General features: G+C 28.5%; 15 protein-coding genes. 1 reads left to right on the top strand and 14 read right to left on the bottom strand.

Annotation, left to right across the window (positions count from 1 at the left end):
* Positions 1-69: 69 nt before the first annotated feature.
* The 11 genes from ACX119_RS01315 to ACX119_RS01265 form a co-directional block, all read right to left on the bottom strand.
* Positions 70-1,143, bottom strand: a complete 1,074-nt coding sequence (locus ACX119_RS01315) for a glucose-1-phosphate thymidylyltransferase (RefSeq protein ID WP_459351362.1) — start codon at positions 1,141-1,143, stop codon at positions 70-72.
* Positions 1,144-1,490: 347 nt separating this feature from the next.
* A complete protein-coding gene (gene rfbB / locus ACX119_RS01310) occupies positions 1,491-2,492 on the bottom strand; it encodes a dTDP-glucose 4,6-dehydratase (protein ID WP_459351361.1) in 1,002 nt (333 codons plus the stop codon).
* 58 nt (positions 2,493-2,550) lie between these two features.
* A complete protein-coding gene (locus tag ACX119_RS01305; RefSeq protein ID WP_459351360.1) occupies positions 2,551-3,801 on the bottom strand; it encodes a class I SAM-dependent methyltransferase in 1,251 nt (416 codons plus the stop codon).
* A gap of 76 nt (positions 3,802-3,877) precedes the next feature.
* Entirely contained in the window at positions 3,878-4,585 is a 708-nt protein-coding gene (locus tag ACX119_RS01300) for a sugar nucleotide-binding protein (RefSeq protein ID WP_459351359.1), read from the bottom strand.
* A gap of 45 nt (positions 4,586-4,630) precedes the next feature.
* A complete protein-coding gene (gene rfbC / locus ACX119_RS01295) occupies positions 4,631-5,185 on the bottom strand; it encodes a dTDP-4-dehydrorhamnose 3,5-epimerase (RefSeq protein WP_459351358.1) in 555 nt (184 codons plus the stop codon).
* 201 nt (positions 5,186-5,386) lie between these two features.
* The gene (locus tag ACX119_RS01290; RefSeq protein ID WP_459351357.1) at positions 5,387-6,739 is read right to left on the bottom strand and encodes an ABC transporter ATP-binding protein; all 1,353 of its coding nucleotides are present in this window, start codon (positions 6,737-6,739) and stop codon (positions 5,387-5,389) included.
* Between the two features lies 1 nt (position 6,740).
* Positions 6,741-7,517: an ABC transporter permease gene (locus tag ACX119_RS01285; RefSeq protein ID WP_459351356.1), complete on the bottom strand. Its 777-nt coding sequence runs from the start codon at positions 7,515-7,517 to the stop codon at positions 6,741-6,743.
* 24 nt (positions 7,518-7,541) lie between these two features.
* On the bottom strand, positions 7,542-10,358 hold the full coding sequence (locus tag ACX119_RS01280) for a glycosyltransferase (protein WP_459351355.1): 2,817 nt from the start codon (positions 10,356-10,358) through the stop codon (positions 7,542-7,544).
* Positions 10,359-10,726: 368 nt separating this feature from the next.
* Positions 10,727-12,457 carry an ArnT family glycosyltransferase gene (locus tag ACX119_RS01275; protein ID WP_459351354.1) on the bottom strand — a complete coding sequence of 577 codons (1,731 nt, stop codon included), beginning with the start codon at positions 12,455-12,457 and terminating at the stop codon, positions 10,727-10,729.
* A gap of 96 nt (positions 12,458-12,553) precedes the next feature.
* On the bottom strand, positions 12,554-13,516 hold the full coding sequence (locus tag ACX119_RS01270; protein WP_459351353.1) for a lysylphosphatidylglycerol synthase transmembrane domain-containing protein: 963 nt from the start codon (positions 13,514-13,516) through the stop codon (positions 12,554-12,556).
* Positions 13,517-13,530: 14 nt separating this feature from the next.
* Positions 13,531-14,457, bottom strand: coding sequence for a glycosyltransferase family 2 protein (locus ACX119_RS01265; RefSeq protein WP_459351352.1), 927 nt, complete (start codon positions 14,455-14,457; stop codon positions 13,531-13,533).
* 73 nt (positions 14,458-14,530) lie between these two features.
* On the opposite strand from ACX119_RS01265, the gene ACX119_RS01260 reads away from it, so the two are divergent.
* Entirely contained in the window at positions 14,531-15,424 is an 894-nt protein-coding gene (locus ACX119_RS01260; RefSeq protein ID WP_459351351.1) for an SDR family oxidoreductase, read from the top strand.
* Here ACX119_RS01260 and ACX119_RS01255 read toward each other — a convergent pair.
* From ACX119_RS01255 to ACX119_RS01245, 3 genes are all read right to left on the bottom strand, one after another.
* Positions 15,413-16,525 carry a class I SAM-dependent methyltransferase gene (locus ACX119_RS01255; protein ID WP_459351350.1) on the bottom strand — a complete coding sequence of 371 codons (1,113 nt, stop codon included), beginning with the start codon at positions 16,523-16,525 and terminating at the stop codon, positions 15,413-15,415. The two genes, ACX119_RS01260 and ACX119_RS01255, sit on opposite strands and share 12 nt — an antisense overlap.
* 110 nt (positions 16,526-16,635) lie before the next feature.
* Entirely contained in the window at positions 16,636-17,166 is a 531-nt protein-coding gene (gene rfbC / locus ACX119_RS01250) for a dTDP-4-dehydrorhamnose 3,5-epimerase (protein ID WP_459351349.1), read from the bottom strand.
* Positions 17,163-18,359 carry a methyltransferase domain-containing protein gene (locus ACX119_RS01245; RefSeq protein ID WP_459351348.1) on the bottom strand — a complete coding sequence of 399 codons (1,197 nt, stop codon included), beginning with the start codon at positions 18,357-18,359 and terminating at the stop codon, positions 17,163-17,165. Before ACX119_RS01245 ends, rfbC (ACX119_RS01250) begins: the two co-directional genes overlap by 4 nt.

The following is an 18,359-nucleotide window of genomic DNA, read 5'->3' as shown; positions in this document are numbered from 1 at the left end:
TATTCAAAAATTATAAAAATTAATTTTAAAATATTACAACATTGATTTTAATAAATTGATTTTCAAAATTCAAAGTTTCAGATGAGAGCGCTCACCTAACAAAAACTCGTGTTTCTTTGGCGAGTCATTATCCTCAATTTCAGAACCATGTGCAATAATACTTGATGTCAAATCTACTTTGGAATCAATTATACAATCATTCATTATGATAGAGTTTTCAACATTACAGTTTTTTAAAGTGCAGTTATCACCAATGCTCACATATGGTCCAATTCGAACTGCAGGGCCAATCTTGCAGTTTTTTCCAATAATTACAGGTCCAGTCACAAAAGAGTCTCGGGATATCTCAGTACCTTTTCCAATTACAACATTCTCTTTGATTTTAGAGTCATTATCAATTAGAAACTGATTTTCAGTCCCTATGGAATCAAGAACTAGTTTGTTTGCATGAATGATATCCTCAGGTGTCCCTGTATCTTTCCACCACCCAGTCACTGTATCATATTCTATCTTGTTACCCTGATTCATAAGCATATCAAGTGCATCAGTAATTTCTAGCTCTCCACGCCATGAAGGCTTTAGATTATCAATTACATCAAATATTTTAGGACTAAGAAAGTAAATTCCAATTACTGCTAGATTTGATGGTGGATCTTTTGGTTTTTCCATTATTTTTTTTATCTTGCCAGAGTTTTCTTTGTCTAATTCTGCAATGCCAAATCTTTTTGGATCATCTACCTCACATAGTAAAATCATTGCATCCGAATCAGAAGCTTGGAATTTTTTTGTGTAATCTGTAAGATCTTTTCTTAATACATTATCTCCTAGATATACAATGAATCTATCATTTCCGATAAAGTCCTTGCATAGTCTTATTGCATGTGAGATTCCTTTAGGTGTATCTTGATAGATATAAGAAATTTTTACTCCAAACTCTGTGCCATTACCATAGTATTCTTTTACTTTTTCAGGATACACATCACCAATAATAATTCCAATTTCAGTAACTCCTGCTTTTTTTAGATCTTCAAGAGCATATTGTGACATGGGTTTGTTAGCAATTGGAAGTAATTGCTTTGGTCCTGTATGGGTAAGTGGTCGTAATCTAGTTCCATGACCGCCATGTAAAATAATTCCTTTCAATTTATGGAATCTCTAATTAGAGTAATATAAAACCGATCACAATCTTTGAAAAAAGAATTCTAGGCTTGTTGAATTGTCTGCGGTTTTTCATAGAATAATTCAGTTACTAGTGAGACATCAAGGGAGGAATCTTTTTGCCTTCCAGTTCATATCAGACATACTTGCTAGGAGTAAGAATTTTTTATCCAAATTAAGTCTCTCAAATAGGTTAGTCAAATCAAGATGTGTTGTAATTACATGTTGTGGTTTTGATTAAGAATAGCAGGAACACGCCTCAATATTTTGTTTAGAAAGATCTTTTACTATTTGAGATTTCAATAGTCCAGCTGAACCAGTTACAAGTATTTTCATTTCCAGGAGAGAGTCCATGGTTGTGGATGTAATGTATTTTCATTTACTAAAGGTTCCCACCAAGAAGGATTTTCTAAATACCAATTTACAGTTTGTTTTAAAGCATAATCAAGATCATATTTTGGCTTCCACCCTGTTTGATTTTCAATTTTAGAACAGTCAATGGAATAACGTTTGTCATGTCCTGGCCTATCCCCTACATATTCTATCATATCATATGATTGTCCCAGGATATCCAATATCTTCTCCACTATGATTTTGTTTGTGATTTCCTCATAAGCTGTAATGTTATATACTTGACCAGGTTTTCCTTTTGAAATTAGTGATTCGATTGCCTGCACATGATCATAGACGTATATCCAGCTTCGAATCTGTGAACCATCTCCATAGAGTGGAACTTTGAGATTCTTTAGTAATCTAATAATGGTTTTGGGGATTAGTTTTTCTGGGAATTGATTTGCACCAAAATTGTTAGTACATCGTGTTGTAATACAGTTTATCCCATATGTTCTGTGGTATGATGCCACTAGATTATCTGCTGCTGCTTTTGTAGCTGCATATGGATTACTAGGGTTAATTTGGGAATCTTCATTAAAAGATTCTTTACCATGTGCATCGCCATAAATTTCATCAGTTGAGACATGAATAAACTGTTTGTCATGCAGTCTTATTGCTTCCAATATAGAATATGTTCCAAGAATGTTTGTTTCAATGAATGGTTTTGGATTTGCAATACTTCTATCAACATGCGATTCTGCTGCAAAATTTACTACTATATCTACATCTTTAACCAGATTATTGATTACAGATTCATTTTTAATATCATCTTTAAGAAAATTGTAGTTTGGATTATTTTCTATATCTTTTAGGTTTTCAAGATTTGAACCAATAGTTAAGACATCAAGATTTATAATTTTAGAATCAGTATTATTTTGTAGATAATTCCTGATAAATGCACTTCCAATAAAACCAGCACCACCACATACAAGTAATTTCATATACTAAGATGGAAAATTTTTGTTTACATAAAAGTATGTGTTTTTGCAGTATTTGAATTTACACTATCTGTATTTTTGGAATTGGAATTATGTATTTCCCTCCATTTGATTTGAAATCCCTTGTTTTTTCCATTATCTCATCAACAAAATTCCATGCAAGTATTAAGAGATAATCAGGGGGGTCGCTTTCAAGATTTGTGATAGGGACTATTGGGATATGACTTTTAGGTGTAACAAGTCCTTGCTTAGTAGGCGTTTGATCAACGATATACTTGATAGAATTAGAATCAATATCGCAATAATTTAATAGTGTATTTCCCTTTGCTGATGCTGCAAATCCGGCAATTTTTTTTCCTTGTTTTTTTAAATCAGAAATTAGATGATTAAGATTTTTTTTGATATCTTGAACTTCTTTTGCAAAATTTAAGTAAGATTTTTCATCATAGTATCCAAGATTCTTTTCAACAATTATATAATCATCAATATTTGATTTTATATTTCTGGTTTTTCCCGTATTTTTCATAGATCTAACTTCGATAGTACCACCATGAATGGGGTACTTTTTTACATTAATTATCTTCATTCCATTTTGTTCTAGTATGTGTTGTAAAGGCTTTACAAGAAAATAGGACAAGTGTTCATGATACACAGTATCAAATTCATGTTTTTCCAAAAAATCAATAAGATATGGTACCTGAATGATAAACATTCCATCATCATTTAAAGCTGTCATGACATTTTGAACAAATCTATGAACATCATCAACATGTGCAAATACATTAAATGCAGTAATAACTTTTGCACCACCATATTCATGTACAATTTTTTTAGCAGATTCATCATTCCAAAAATCATTCAGTGTTTGAATACCATTAGAATTTGCAAGAGTTGCTAGATTTACAGCTGGCTCTATTCCGAGGGTTTTAATTTTCATCTTTTTGAATTCTTGTAAGAGACAACCATCATTGCTTGCTATATCTACAACTAGATCATTTTCATTTAATTGCAGAGTTTTAATTAGATTAATTGCAATAGAATTACAATGAACCTTGAATGTATTTGAGATAGATGACATGTAAAAATAATCATGAAATAATACTTTAGGATTTACCACTACACTAAGTTGTGAAAGTGAACAGTCTTTACAATAGCAGACAATAAGAGGAAATACAGGTTCATTTTTGCTGATATTCTCAGGTTTCACTAAACCATTTGCAAGTGGAGTGATACCAAGATCCAAGTAAGGTAGAAGATTTTTCCCTCGACAGCTCCTACAAGATAAAACAATATTAAAATTTGTTCTAGTCATGAATATGGTTGTGAATTAATGAGACTTTATTAAAGTTCATAAAAAGTGTTGAAATATTTAGATAAAAAGAACTTAATTAATTATTGGTTCCATATAGAGAGTTATATTTTGAAAGATCAAGAGAGGTATCAAAGTCAATATTATTTCCAAACTCGTTTCTAATTGCTTTTTTAACTTGTTTGTTTAGATTGCTAGCATAATTAAACATATTTTTTCGTTTAGTTCCAATGTTTAAAATTCCAGTAATATTGCTCTTAGCAGCCAATAAGATCATAGGAGCTATCACACCAACTGTATCTTTAGATGTCCACATGTCAACAAATGCTTTATCATAAGGAAATGAAGAAGGACCTATACTTGTTCTTATTATTAGTGAATTATCATATTGTCTAACAGCACATTCGCCACCTAGTTTTGACCATGCATATTTGTTTACAGGCAAGAGTTCATCATCTTCGTTATACATCCCTTTTTTACCAGAGTAAACATAATCAGTTGAAATGTAAACCAGTCTCACTTTTGTTTCTAAACAGGAAATTGTAACATTAGATGTTCCAATAATATTATCCATTATTGCTTTTTTTGGATCATTTTCCAGTTTTCTATTATCTGTAAATGCAGCTAAATGTAAAAAAACATCAGGTTTATGTAGTTTGATTTGTTCTAATACACTAGTTCGATTTGCAACATCTAATTCTTTTCGTGTTGTTGAGATTATTGAAGGATCAATTTGTTTGAGTTGCCGTCCTAGCAACCCCATACTACCAGATGTTAAAATTTTCAATATTTTTACAATTGCATATGAATATTTTAGTCTATCAAGAATTTTTTAATATTCAAAATTATTGTCTGCGTTTTGTAAAGTTGGTAATTGAAGATCCTTGGATATAATAGAAGGATTATCAATAGGCCATTTTACAATTATATCAGGATCATTCCATATAATTCCTCTCTCATGCTCTGGTGAATATTCTGAGCTTACTTTGTAAAGTATATCTGCCTCATCACTTAGAACACAAAATCCATGTGCAAACCCCTCTGGAGCATAAAGTAGATTATGGTTTTTATCAGATAGTATCGCACTAACCCATTTTCCAAAAGTTGGAGAATTTTTTCGAATGTCAACAGCTACATCAAATATTTCACCTTTTAATGCCATCATTAATTTTGCTTGTGCTTTGGGGTTTTTTTGGTAGTGTAATCCACGTATAACACCTTTTATTGAATGTGAATAATTGTCTTGGACAAATGGTGTTTTTATCCCATTTGTATGATATACAGATTCTTTATAGCCTTCCATAAAAAAACCACGTTCATCTGAAAATGTTTTAGCTTCTATAACTATTACCTCAGGTATAGATAATCTCTTGAAAGTAAATGGCATAAAAATAAGAAATCAAATTATCATAAATATGTTTAAACTATCTATTTGTGGTCACAATTATAGAAAAAATTCTTGAAACTTTTAGTTTTAAAAATATTGAAAATTTGTTTTGAGTATAATCAGTATAAAATTAAAATATATCAAATTTTAATATTGAAAAAATAATCTATAACGATATAACTCTAAAAAAATTATAATTATTTAATTATTTTTAAAGGCAAGTGTCTCATATTCTAAAGTAACTTTGTTTGGATCACCATATGATTGCAATATCCCATCATGAATCCACAATGCAGTATCACAATACTTTCTTACGATGTCAGGAGATTGTGTTACAATTACAATTGTCTTGCCATCGTTTTTGAATTTCATTATAGCATCAAAACTTTTTTGTTGGAACTTGATATCCCCTACAGCTAAAATTTCATCAAGAATAAGTATATCAGGATTTACTTGTATTGCTGTTGAAAATGCAAGTCTAACATACATTCCAGATGAAAAATGTTTTAGTTTTGTATCCAAAAATGATTCTAATTCAGCAAATTCTATAATAGATTTAATTTTATCTTTCATTTCTTTTTTGCTAAATCCCAAAATAACCCCATATTGAATAATATTATCATAAGCTGTTAATTCTCCATTAAAACCAATCCCTAATTCTATTAGAGGTATTAATTTTCCATTATTGTGTATTTTTCCACTAGAAGGATTAAATATTTTTGAAATTATTTTCAATAAAGTGGTTTTTCCACTTCCGTTAAAACCTAAAATTCCAATCATTTCACCTTTTTTAACAGAAAATGAAATGTTTTTCAAAACATGTAGTTTTTCTTTTTTATTTCCATTAAATATTGAACATAAATTGTCAAAAATGGTTTGTGGTTTTTCATGATAAAGTGTAAATGATTTACTAACATTTCTTAATTCAATAGCAGTATTGGTATTAGGATCATCAAAATTATCTTTTAATATTGCAGATCCTATTTTAAATTTTTTTGAAATATCGTGATCGTTAATTAATTCATCAAATATGTTAAAATCCCATATCCAACCAAATGGTTGAAAAAAGTTATTATCTTCACCATTATTTCCAATTTGAGTTATACTGGAATTGAGTTTGATAGTAGATTTACCAACAAATTTACCATCTAAATAAAATTCAGTTATATTTTTATCGTTATTTCCACGTGCAACTAAAAAGTGTATACCATCACTTAATGACGACATATTAAAACCAGAATCGTTTAATTGTTTATTAACTGGATCCCACACCCCTAAATGAAAATCTTTTCTTCTTACCAATACTGGCACATTATCTTTACCATCACTACAAAGACTGTTGTAATACAATGCTGTTTCAGGTAGTGGCCACTCAAACCAACATGTTATAGAATAATCTTTAGAAATTGAGATTGGATTTATTTCAAGTATACCTCCAAAATTAAACACAGCTCCGAAATCTCTGAAAACTACATTATTCTTGGGTATACCTTCAAAATTTTTTACTCTATCAACATATGTATGATCTAAAATATAATTTGATAATAAAGTCAATTTACAATTCCTCAATCAAATTTTTATCCAATTTTTTAAAAACAAAATATCCAATTAAAAAGATTGTTATGGTAGTGAAAAATATTTGTAATAATGTAAATGTTGAAGGCAGTATGTCATATAAAACAGCATTTTGTGCAGATGTAAAAATTGGGACTAGGGGATTTATTTCAAGTATACGTTGTATGTTACTAGGAAGAATATCCAAAGTATAGATAATTGGAGTTACAAAGAAACCAGCTTGTAAAACTACCCCCCAAATAAATCTGAAATCTCTAAATTTTACATTAAGTGGAGCAAGAATTAATGAGAAACCTAAAGATAAAAAGAATAAATCAATTACCAATAAGGGTAAAAGAAATGCAGTTGTAGAAGGAAAAAATTGAAATAAAATTAGAAAAGCACCAAAAACCGAAAATTCAAAGATCATCATCAAAAATGCAGTAATTGCAGAACTAACAACAATAAATTCATGCTTAATAGAAATTTTCTGAATAATGTTTGATTTGTCAATCAAGCTTGATAGCCCCATAGTAGTACTTCGTGAAAACAGATACCAAAGGATTAAACTAAGTAACAGGAATAATGCATAATTTTCAACTTGACTTTTTATTATATTTGTAAATACCAAATACAAAATAGATAAAATTAGTAAAGGTTCAAGAAATGTCCATAAAAATCCTAAAACAGAATTTCTATATCTTAATTTAATATCATTAGTTGCAAGTAGTATTATCAATGATCTATTTTCCCAAATTTCACATAGTAAATTTGACATTATAATTTTCAAATATTTCTATTATTATAAACCATTTTTATCATAGGTTAGATTAACACTATTTTCAAATTCTTCTTTAAAAAAACTAAGAATTGGTTTGGCTGGATCTGTATTTAGGCCAAATTCAAGCACCCATTTTAATAATTTTGAATAATCTCCATTTTTAACCTCAGGAAAGTGTGTTTGTAAATCTGGTCTTTCAAAATAAACATCTAATAATATTGCCATATATCTAGACAAATTTGAAAACGGTGAAATTCTATATGTACCAAATGCATGAGAAAAATTAGGATTATAGAACATATCTGTTTTCTTAACTATATGAGACCATTTTTTACGAATTAATTTTTCTTCATTTATTGGATGCAATTTACCTCGTGTAGCAGTTTCATAATGGTATAATTTTGCATAAGGAGTATACACAATATAATATCCTAAATCTCTCACACGTAAGCAAAAATCAATATCATTGTATATTGTTGCAATATTCTCATCCCATCCATTAACAGCTTCAAAAATACGTCTTTTGACTAACATACACGCACCAGTTACTGCGCTATAATTTTTTATTGTTAGATGTAAATTGAAATATGGTACATGAAGAGGTTTTGTGATAAATGCATGACATGCTAATCCATCAACTCCAAGAATTACTCCAGCATGTTGAATTGTTCCAGAATGAATTCCGGTGTTTTTAGGATATAATAAGAGACATCCCACAATACCAACATGATTAGGGTATGCAGATTCCAATAATGAATCTAACCAATCTTCATTAATTACTTCAGTGTCATTATTTAGAAAAAGTAAATATTCACCAATAGTTTTTTTTGCTGCTAAATTTGCCATTTTAGAATAATTAAACTGACCTTTGAATGAAATTACTTTATGAGATGTCAATTTAAGATAACGAATTGTTTTTGGATCGCTACTTTCATGATCAATAATTATTATTTCATAATTTTTGTATTTAGTTTTCTTTTCAATAGATGAAATACATTGTTTTAAAAGTTCTACATTATTTTTTGTTGCAATTATTATACTGACTTTAGGATTTCCAAATTTGTAATGAATTCTATAATATGCAGTTTGTTTATTATATTCGACATAACCAGGAATCTTTCTTCTTCTAAGAGTATCTTCTAACGCCTTTAAACCATTAATTCTAGCTGTAGGTTTAGCATCTAATGAAGATGCTGCGGACCCTTTAACTTTTCTCCAACCATATAAAATTTTTGGAATATGTGATATTTTTTGAGTTAATTCGGTAGCTCGTAATGCTAAATCAAAATCTTGACTTCCATCAAATTTACTACGAAATCCATTAATTTTTTTAAGAATATCTTTTCTATACATAATAAAATGAGTCATATAATGAGATGTCAAAAATAAATCAGGAGACCAATCTGGTTTAAAATAGGGTTCAATCCTGTTTCCAGCAGAATCAATTTTATCCTCATCCGAATAAATTATATCGACATCAGGTTTTTCATTTAGTCTTTTCACCATTTCAAAAAGTGCGTCTGGATAAATTACATCATCATTGTCTAATAATGCAATATATTCACCAGTAGCTAAAGAAAGAGATTCATTTGATGCACCTGCAATACCCTGATTCTTATCGAGAAATTTTATTTTGATTTTATCATTTTGCTCATACTTCTTTAAGATTTTTTTAATATGGCTTTTAGTAGATGCATCATCTGTAATACATAATTCCCAATTAGGATATATTTGCTCTTCAACTGATTTTATAGCATCTGTTAACCACTTTTCATCTACATTATAAACAGGCATAATTATACTAATTTTGGGAGAAATTTTAAATGATGTAATTTCCTTTTTAATTATTTGTTTGTTGTAATTAGTGATTTGATGATTTTGTAACCATAATTGATATTGAAGATTTAATGGATGATGTGAAAACGTATTAATTTTTTTAAAATCAAAATCGTTTAAAATTATTTCAGATGTTTCATGAGAAACAAGTTTTTGATTTAATTTCATAGATATTTTTAAAAAAAAAGAATCCATGATTCTTCGTCTTTTAGTATCGGAAGGAAAAGTTTTATTCCAAACTAGGCGGAATTTTGTCAACGCCTTATACCCTATACTATCCGAAATAGAAGCATTAAGATCATTAAGATATGTGTTCTGTTTTTGAAGTATTTCCAAGGTTTTTGTTTTATGGTCTAGTTGGTTTGTAGTTACACTCAGTTTATCTTCAAGTAGGGTGTTGGTTTTTATTGTATCGTCTAGTTTCTTTGTAGTTTCACTCAGTTTATCTTCAAGTAGGTTAGTAATTTGTTTTTTTTGATCTAATTCAGAATATAAATGACGTCGTTGACGTTTTACTTCATAAAGATATTTTTCATAATTATCTATAAGTAAATGTAGATTCGGTTGTTCTTTTTTATATAGATGTGCATGAACTGCAATATAAGATGCTTCATAATTTATTACAGGAATGAATCCATTTTTTAAAAAAAGATTATTCCAATATTCAACCCCTTGTACATTTTTATGAGTGGGTTCAGTAAAATCATCAGGACTTGCAGAAAATAATATTTGATTAGCATTGTCACATAAATTCTTGATTGCTTGTTCTGAAAAATGTTCTTCTATATGTTCTAGTGTCTCAAGACATACTATAAGATCGAATTTTTTTTGAATTGGTTCTAATATAGTTCCTTTTTTTACAAATTGTTTGATATCATCTCGAACTTGACTTATAGCGTATTCAGATATATCCATTCCATAACAGTCTACACCTAAATCACGTAAACATTCTACAAGAAATCCTTTTGCACATCCTACATCTAATACAGATTTAGGATGCAAATCATTTACAATATTTTGAGCAATTTTTCGAAATGTTTCTAGAAAGTTTTCTCGTGTATATGGTTTTCCACAATGTGAGTCAAAATATTCTTTATCATACGTAGGGAGTTGTTTGTCCAATGTTCAAAATGAATAGAATTTAGGACATATTTATTTTACTTTAATAACTACAAACAACAGTTTACTTATGAATAGAGTTTTCATAAGCATGTTTTGATTAAGAAAGCACTATTCATCAAGGTTCCAAAAAAATATTAGTAATTTACTAGCACAACATTTACAAGTTTCATTATTTCTTATAAAAATGAAAATATTATAATTATTAAAAAATATAGTATCTATCTTTAATTTAAATTTAAGATTAATTATTATTGTGAATTTTTTAAGATGTTATAATAGTATTGAATATGATCCTTAAGTAAAGGATAATTATGTTCATTTTTTATGATCCATTTTAATAGTTCTTCAATATTTTCTCCATTTTTAGCTTCAGGGAATTTTTGCTTAAGTTTTTCATCATGATAATATTCATTCATTAGTAGATAAAATGGATAGTGTATTCTAAAAGATTCATCAGCATGTTTGTACTCAATATTGTGTGATGCCCATATTAATAGTTCTGAATATTCCCCATCAAGAACATTCGGAAAAACTTTTCCAATATCAGGACGAGAACAATAAAGTTTTAGCAATTCTTCCATTGCAATATATCTTGATTCAGCTATACATTTTTTTTGATTTACTTCCAAACCCAAACCATGACCAAATTCTTCAGCCATGACAGTAATTATTTGAAAATTAACTATTATTAAAAATATTATAGGAATTAACATCAGGAATTTTAATTTTTTTCTATAGAAAAAAATAGAAAAGCCCAACGTAAATAAAATTACATATGCAGATATTCCTGGAAAAATATGTCGAGTTACTCCAGCTCCATGTGTAATATAAAAAATTACTAATCCAAGTAAAAAGAAAATACTTGTAAAAATTAAAATAAAAGAATTGTTAGAGTTTATTACAATATTTTTATTTTTTATTTTTTTTAATAGAATTAGAATTAAACCACCAAAAGAAATAATTGCTAAGATTTCTGCAAAGATAATAAAATCTTTTTCAATAAAAACATTATTCCATCCAAATCGTGACCATGCAAAATCAAAAGATCTCCAACGAATAATCTCAAAATCAAAAAACCTTTGAATAAAGTCAGAATTTTCAGGTTTAGATAATGCATTTAGTGAAAATTCATTTAAAGTATTTCCCACTATGGGAATATTACCTTTGTTGAGTATTTTATATACAAAAAACCATCCACCTGAAAAAAAAGATACAATACCAAAGAGTAAGAAATTTTTAATAAAATTAAAACTATTTGAATTAGTCTTACTATGAAAATATAATAATGTTAAAAAAATTATTGGGATAAGAACAATACCATTTATCTTTATCAAAATGGATATTCCTGCAAAAACTGATGTCAATAGTAAAAATTTATAATTTTTTTGATCATATCCATATTTCATTAGATAAAAAATACTGATAGTAACAAACGGCCATAACCAAATATCATCACTAATTATAGATGTGGACCAAACAAATCTAGGGATTAATACGACATTAATTATAACAAATAGGGATAGCCAATTATTATCATTAAAGAAGATTTTGGAAATTTTATAAATAAAAATTATTGTAATTAATCCACACAAAATTGAGATGGATCGTAGAGCATGAACAGCTAGTGCAGTTCCGGAATATGGAAATAATTCCTCAGAAGAATGAACAAATCGATTTGAGTCAGCCAGAGGAAAAAGTCCATTTGTAGGAATTTCAGTTGTGTCAGGATGTTCAATAAAATTTAAAAAAAATGCACTTACCAAATAAAAGAGAATTGCTCTCTCAGTACTATCCACTTTTAAATTACCATCATGTAAAATAGATCTTATATGCTCATAGTGAAATTGTTCATCAGGACCCTCAAATGTAGGAGTAATAAGACTATATGTAACAGATAAAATGATATAAGAAATTATTATGATGATGAAAATAATTTTAGTGATGTTTGAGTTTTGGATTATTTGATTCGTGCTTTTCATATTATTCTTGATCTTTTACTTTGATAACTTCCGTTAAAACTTATCCAACATAGAAAATTCATTTGTGAAGTTTAGGAATATTCTTTCCATTTTAATTTACAAGGTTTTTTTCATAACAAGTCTTAGTGTAATAAATCCAACAATTATGCCCAACCAAAGCGTTACTAATCTAACAAAGATTACAGTTGTTGAAGCAACTGAAAAATCCATACCAGTTTTTGTTAAAAGACCAAGAAAAGTTGCTTCGACAACAACAAGTCCACCAGGGATTAACATAAGAACACCTGCAGTCATCGAAGTAAAATAAATCTGACCAATATAGAAAAAATCAAGAGATAAGTTCATTGATTCAAAAACAAAATACACTATTCCCAAAACAGAGATCTTTGCAATAAGGGTCAATGAAATTGTTTTAATTATAATGGACTTTGAGAATAGTTTCCTACTTGATTCACCAAACTCCTGATGATTGATCGAAAATCGCTTTAGTGGTCCTAATCGTTTTGTAAATCTGTTAAGCATATGCACACTTTTAGAACTTCTGAATAAAACTATCATTGCAATGGATATCCCAAGAGCAATCCCAAATACTATTCTTGATTCTAATATATCTATCCAGAAGAAAAATAAACCAAGCAGGATAACATTTGAGATAAGATCTACCCACTTTTCATAAATTATGGTTGGAGTGGTACTAGAATATGTTCGTCCTATTTTTTTCTTAAGAATGTGAGATTTGATAGTAACACCAACACCACCCGGAGTAAGAAACATTGACATGCCAGATAAATATAAAAGGAAACTATTCTTAATACCAAGTTTTATGTTAAGCTTATCTAATATTATCTTATATCGTAAGCTTCTCAAAAAAAAGTTTACTCCAACTAGGGGAAATATTAACAAAAAATATCTAAAATCAATAAATGTAATATGCGCAGAGATTTTTGATACATCTGAAGCAAAAACTATTCCGGCATAAAATAGAATTGAAATAATTACAATCAAAAATGCTTTATTTTTTAAACACAAATCTATCTTCTTTCTCTTTTCCTTATTCATTTAAGGTTAATTAATCACTCAATTGAATTATCTTTGTTGAGTATTTTATTATTATAAATTTTTTTAAGCAAAATATTGATAATTTCTAGCAAGACAAAAAACTCACTTGCAATATTTAATACAATAAAATGATCAATGTTTTGAAAAAATAATTTTGGTTTGAGATTTTTAAAACACCATTTAGTAAGTGGGTAGTGAGGAAAAAGATATCCTATCAAGCCATAATCATTTAATTCCCTAGCTAATTTCAGATTACCTTTGGTAGATAACCCGCCATTATACTTATACAAGAAAACATCATTTTGGACTTTAATATTTCCAAATCTTAAAATATTTAGTAACCATATAACATCAGGACCTATTATGTTAATCTCAACTATACTTTTACGTAGTTCATCTATTCTGAACAAGCCATAAATAGTAACATAAGTAGATTTTTTAAAAAGAGTTCTAACTCTTTGTGCATAATTTCCTTCAATTGATTGTGATATGCTAGGACGAATTTTTTTTATTAACCCACGTTCAATATTTTTGAGTTTCTGTATTGTTGTTAATTTTTTATTAATATTTCCATAATATTCAACTTTTCCTGCACATCCTACATAATCATTATTTCTTTCTAAGAAAGCAATGTTTCTTTCTAAAAAATTTGTGGACCAATAATCATCAACAGCTGCAAATACAAAATAATTTCCAACTGCCTTACCCAACACAAAATTGAAATTCCAAATTGCACCTTTGTTTTTAGAATGTCGAAAATAACGTATTCTAGAATCCCGATCTTGAAATTTTTTGCAAATTTGGGATGTATTATCTATTGACGCATTATCAGATATAATAATTTCAAAATCTGAAAAACTTTGATCAAGTAATGAAGTAAGACATTTGTTTAAAAAATTCTCTCCATTGTAAACAGGTAAGCCAATACTAATTTTAGACAATTTGGTTAAGTTTTCTTATCTATAGTATAATGTTATCTATAAAATTATAAAATTATTGAACGAGTAGGGATAAATGAAAATTCTTGTTGTAGGTTCAAGTGGAAGGGTAGGGTATGAGTTAGTTAAGTACTTGAAAAATGAAAATATTGTTGTAGGAACGGTTTTAAAAAATAAATTTTCAGAATCACAAGTTGAACTTGTAAAAACAGATATTACAAATAGAAATGATGTAGAAAAGGTAATTAAAAATAATAAATTTGACATGGTTATTCATTGTGCGGCGTTAACCAATGTAGATTTATGTGAAACAAATCATTCCCTTGCAGATAAAATAAATATCAATGGAACTCAAAATATTGTTGATGAATGCATAAAAACAAATTGTAAAATAATATTTTTTTCAACATCATATGTTTTTGATGGTTCAAAATCAAAGTTTACAGAAAAGGATAAATGTAATCCCAATACTTATTACGGACATACAAAATCAATAGGTGAAAAAATCATTATGGAATCAGGATTAGAGCATAAAATTATTCGAATAGATCAACCATATGGATGGAAGGAAACTTGGCAGGAAGATAATTCACTAACAAGAATGTTATTAAATTTTAAAAAAGGAAAAGTGAGAGAGATCATTGATTGGTATAACAATCCCACATATCTAAAAGACATTGCAGAAGGAGTAAAAAAACTAATGGAGGTAAAAAAATCTGGAATTTATCATGTTGTAGGTCCAGATTTCATAAGCAGATTTGAATGGAGTAAAATTGTGGCCGAAGTATTTAATGAAGATCCTAATAAAATAGAACCTATTCAATCTAGTCAATTAAATTTATCAGTAAAAAGAGCTAAAGTTAATCTATCGAATAAACAGATTTGTACAGAAATTGGGATAAAAATGAGAGGGGTTAAAGACGCAATGAGAGAAATGTTGTTTGAAAAACAAAAGAATTTAGGAAATTAATTCCAAGTTAATATTTTCATTTTTTAATATTTCATAATTTTCTTGGGAATAATTTGGATTCATCAAAATAGCAGTATTTACATTTCGTTTTGATGCATCAATATAACTAACAATAGGATGTCCACTTCCAGGAATAAACCCACCTTGTTTACATGGATTTATATCAATTACACAGTCTATAATTTCATGGTTAGGATCTATAAGATTGGTAAAAGTAACACCTTTTGCACCAGCACCCCATAATGCAATTTTTCCTTTATCGGCAATATTTGAAATCTTATTTTTCCAATTTTGAATATTTGTTTTTTCATTTGATGAAAATTTCAATGCCATTTTAGATACAAGATCAGGTTTAAGATCAGTTGTTATTTTTTCATTTGAAGATGTTGCCTCAAGAAACAAATATTGACCATCAAAGATAGTTTTAACCTCATTTACATGAAACCCAGATAATTGAAATGCAGATGTTAGAGAATATGTTGAAAATAGAGAACAATGCTCATAAAAAAAATCCCAAAAAACGTTGTTTTTTAAAATCCACTCTACACTAGGAGTCTCAAAAAAGATTTTTGTTTTAGAGTTAGATGTTGATTTTTGTATTGTATTAAGTATTTTTAATGGATATTGAATGTGTTCAATAACATGCCTTGATATTATTACATCAGCTTTAATATTTGTGCAATTCTCATCATAATATTGTTTTTCAAAATTAACTCTACCTTCTAAATCAGTTTTAGGTCCTATATAGCTAGGATCAAAACCAAATCCAATGTTAGAACTTTCTTCTATCAATTTATGCAAAAAATAACCCTTACCACACCCCACTTCAATAATAGTAGAATTTGATAAATTTTTTTTATGAATTAGGTAATTTATAAGATCTGATAGATAATCACGAAAATATTGAGAGTGGTTTTGGGAGTTTTCATAATTTTGACCATATTTGACTTTTTCAGGATCAAAAGTTTCGTTAAAAACAAATCCACAATTTTTACACACTTCCATATTAAGATCACCTCTATCAATAGAAATGGCAGCATCCTGTGATTTTAGTATCAAATTTTGAAAAACTGGAACGTTTTTTCTTGTTAAAAATCTCACAGTGTTTTTAGAATTACATAAATTACAAACCAATAATAGTAAAAGATTTAATCAGTTTTATGAATATTTGGAAATTTATTTATCAAATTGATTATTGAACATATAATTTTTCAATCATTAAAAGATGGAAAATTTTTGTCTTTTTCTGACATATTAGAAACATCTAGTGGCCATTCTAAATTAAAGGCAGTGTCATTCCATAGTATCCCTTGAGCATATTCAGAGTTGTAGATTTTAGACATTTGATAAAATACTTCTGAATTATCTTCCAATGTTTGAAATCCATGTGCAAATCCTTCTGGAATGTAAAGCATTTTGTGATTAACTGCAGATAGTTCAATTGAAAACCATTTTTTATACGTATTTGAATCTTTTCTCAGATCTATTATTACATCAAATATTTTTCCTCTAGTGCATCTCACTAATTTGGTTTCAGAAAAAGGGGGTTTTTGAAAATGCATCCCCCTCAATGTTCCTTTTTTCTTGTTAAATGAAATATTACATTGGACCAAATTAGAATCAAGTCCATTTTTTTCAAAGACTTTCTTATCCCAAGAGCGAGCAAAAAAACCACGATCATCTGAAATTTTTTCGATTTCTATAACATAGCAGCCTTCAAGAGTAGTTTCTACAAAATTCAATCAAAAACCTCCAGAGATGGAATTAAGATTACAAATTTTCCACCCCATTTTCTAACAAAATCCATTTGTTGTATAATTTCATCTTTAATGTTCCAAGGCAATATCAAAAGATAATCAGGTTTTGTTTTTGATACTTCTTCTGGTGCTTTTATTGGTAGATGAGATCCAGGTAGATATTTGCCTTGCTTATGATTATTTCTATCTACCACATACTCAATTATGTCTGAACCTATACCACAGAAATTTAACAGTGTATTTCCTTTTGCAGCTGCACCATAACAAACTACAGTTTTATTCTTAATTTTCACATCATGTAAAAATGAAAGTAAATCATTTTTAACTTTAGTTACTTTGTTTGAAAAATTTGTATACGTTTCAAGATCGTCTAGTCCAAAATTTCTTTCATCATCTAAAATTCTTTTAATTGATATATCTACTGCAATATGATTTGATTCATGTGCTGCATAAATTCGAAGAGAGCCTCCATGTGTAGAGAGTTCATCTACTTTGAAGATTTTAAGATTATGTCTAGAAAAAATTTTTTTTACTACAAGTAATGAGAGATATGAAAAATGCTCGTGATATATTGTGTCAAATTGGGTATTCTTAATTAATTGTAGTAGATGAGGGAATTCCATAGTTATAATTCCGTTAGGTTTTAGAAGGTATTGTAATCCTTTTACAAAATCATTGATGTTTGGAACATGAGCTAAGACATTATTTCCAATAATCAAATCTGCCTGTTTTCCATCTTGTCGAAGTTTGGAAGCCAAGGTAGTTCCAAAGAATTCAGTTATTGTAGGAATTCCCTTTAATTCTGCATATTTTGCTACGTTTACTGCAGGCTCTATTCCTAGAACAGGAATAGAATTCTCCTTGAAGAATTGAAGTAGATATCCATCATTACTGGCAATTTCAATAACCAGCTTTTCCTTATCTATATCAAAATGTTTTAACATAAAATCAACGTATTTTTTTGCATGGTCAATCCAGCTTTTTGAAAAAGATGAAAAGTAGAGATATTCCCGAAAGATATTCTCAGGTTTTTCAAACTCAGGAATCTGAACTAGAAAGCATTTCTCACAAACATATGTACACAAAGGAAATGAATGTTCAGGTTTAAAGAGTTCATCTTGATTCAAATATGCATTAGATAGTGGTGTTTTTCCCAAGTTCACAAAGACATGCTTCAA

The organism is Nitrosopumilus sp. S4, assembly GCF_054515835.1.
The sequence above is the reverse complement of the archived record's forward strand: the minus strand, read 5'-3'. Positions and strand labels throughout refer to the sequence as shown.

Coding starts and splice junctions, on each gene's coding strand:
- rfbB (WP_459351361.1), bottom strand. CDS start 2,492: ATGAAATTACTTGTATGTGGTGGTGCTGGTTTTATTGGAAGTGCATTT.
- ACX119_RS01260 (WP_459351351.1), top strand. CDS start 14,531: ATGAAAATTCTTGTTGTAGGTTCAAGTGGAAGGGTAGGGTATGAGTTA.
- ACX119_RS01270 (WP_459351353.1), bottom strand. CDS start 13,516: ATGAATAAGGAAAAGAGAAAGAAGATAGATTTGTGTTTAAAAAATAAA.
- rfbC (WP_459351358.1), bottom strand. CDS start 5,185: ATGCCATTTACTTTCAAGAGATTATCTATACCTGAGGTAATAGTTATA.
- ACX119_RS01275 (WP_459351354.1), bottom strand. CDS start 12,457: ATGAAAAGCACGAATCAAATAATCCAAAACTCAAACATCACTAAAATT.
- ACX119_RS01305 (WP_459351360.1), bottom strand. CDS start 3,801: ATGACTAGAACAAATTTTAATATTGTTTTATCTTGTAGGAGCTGTCGA.
- ACX119_RS01285 (WP_459351356.1), bottom strand. CDS start 7,517: ATGTCAAATTTACTATGTGAAATTTGGGAAAATAGATCATTGATAATA.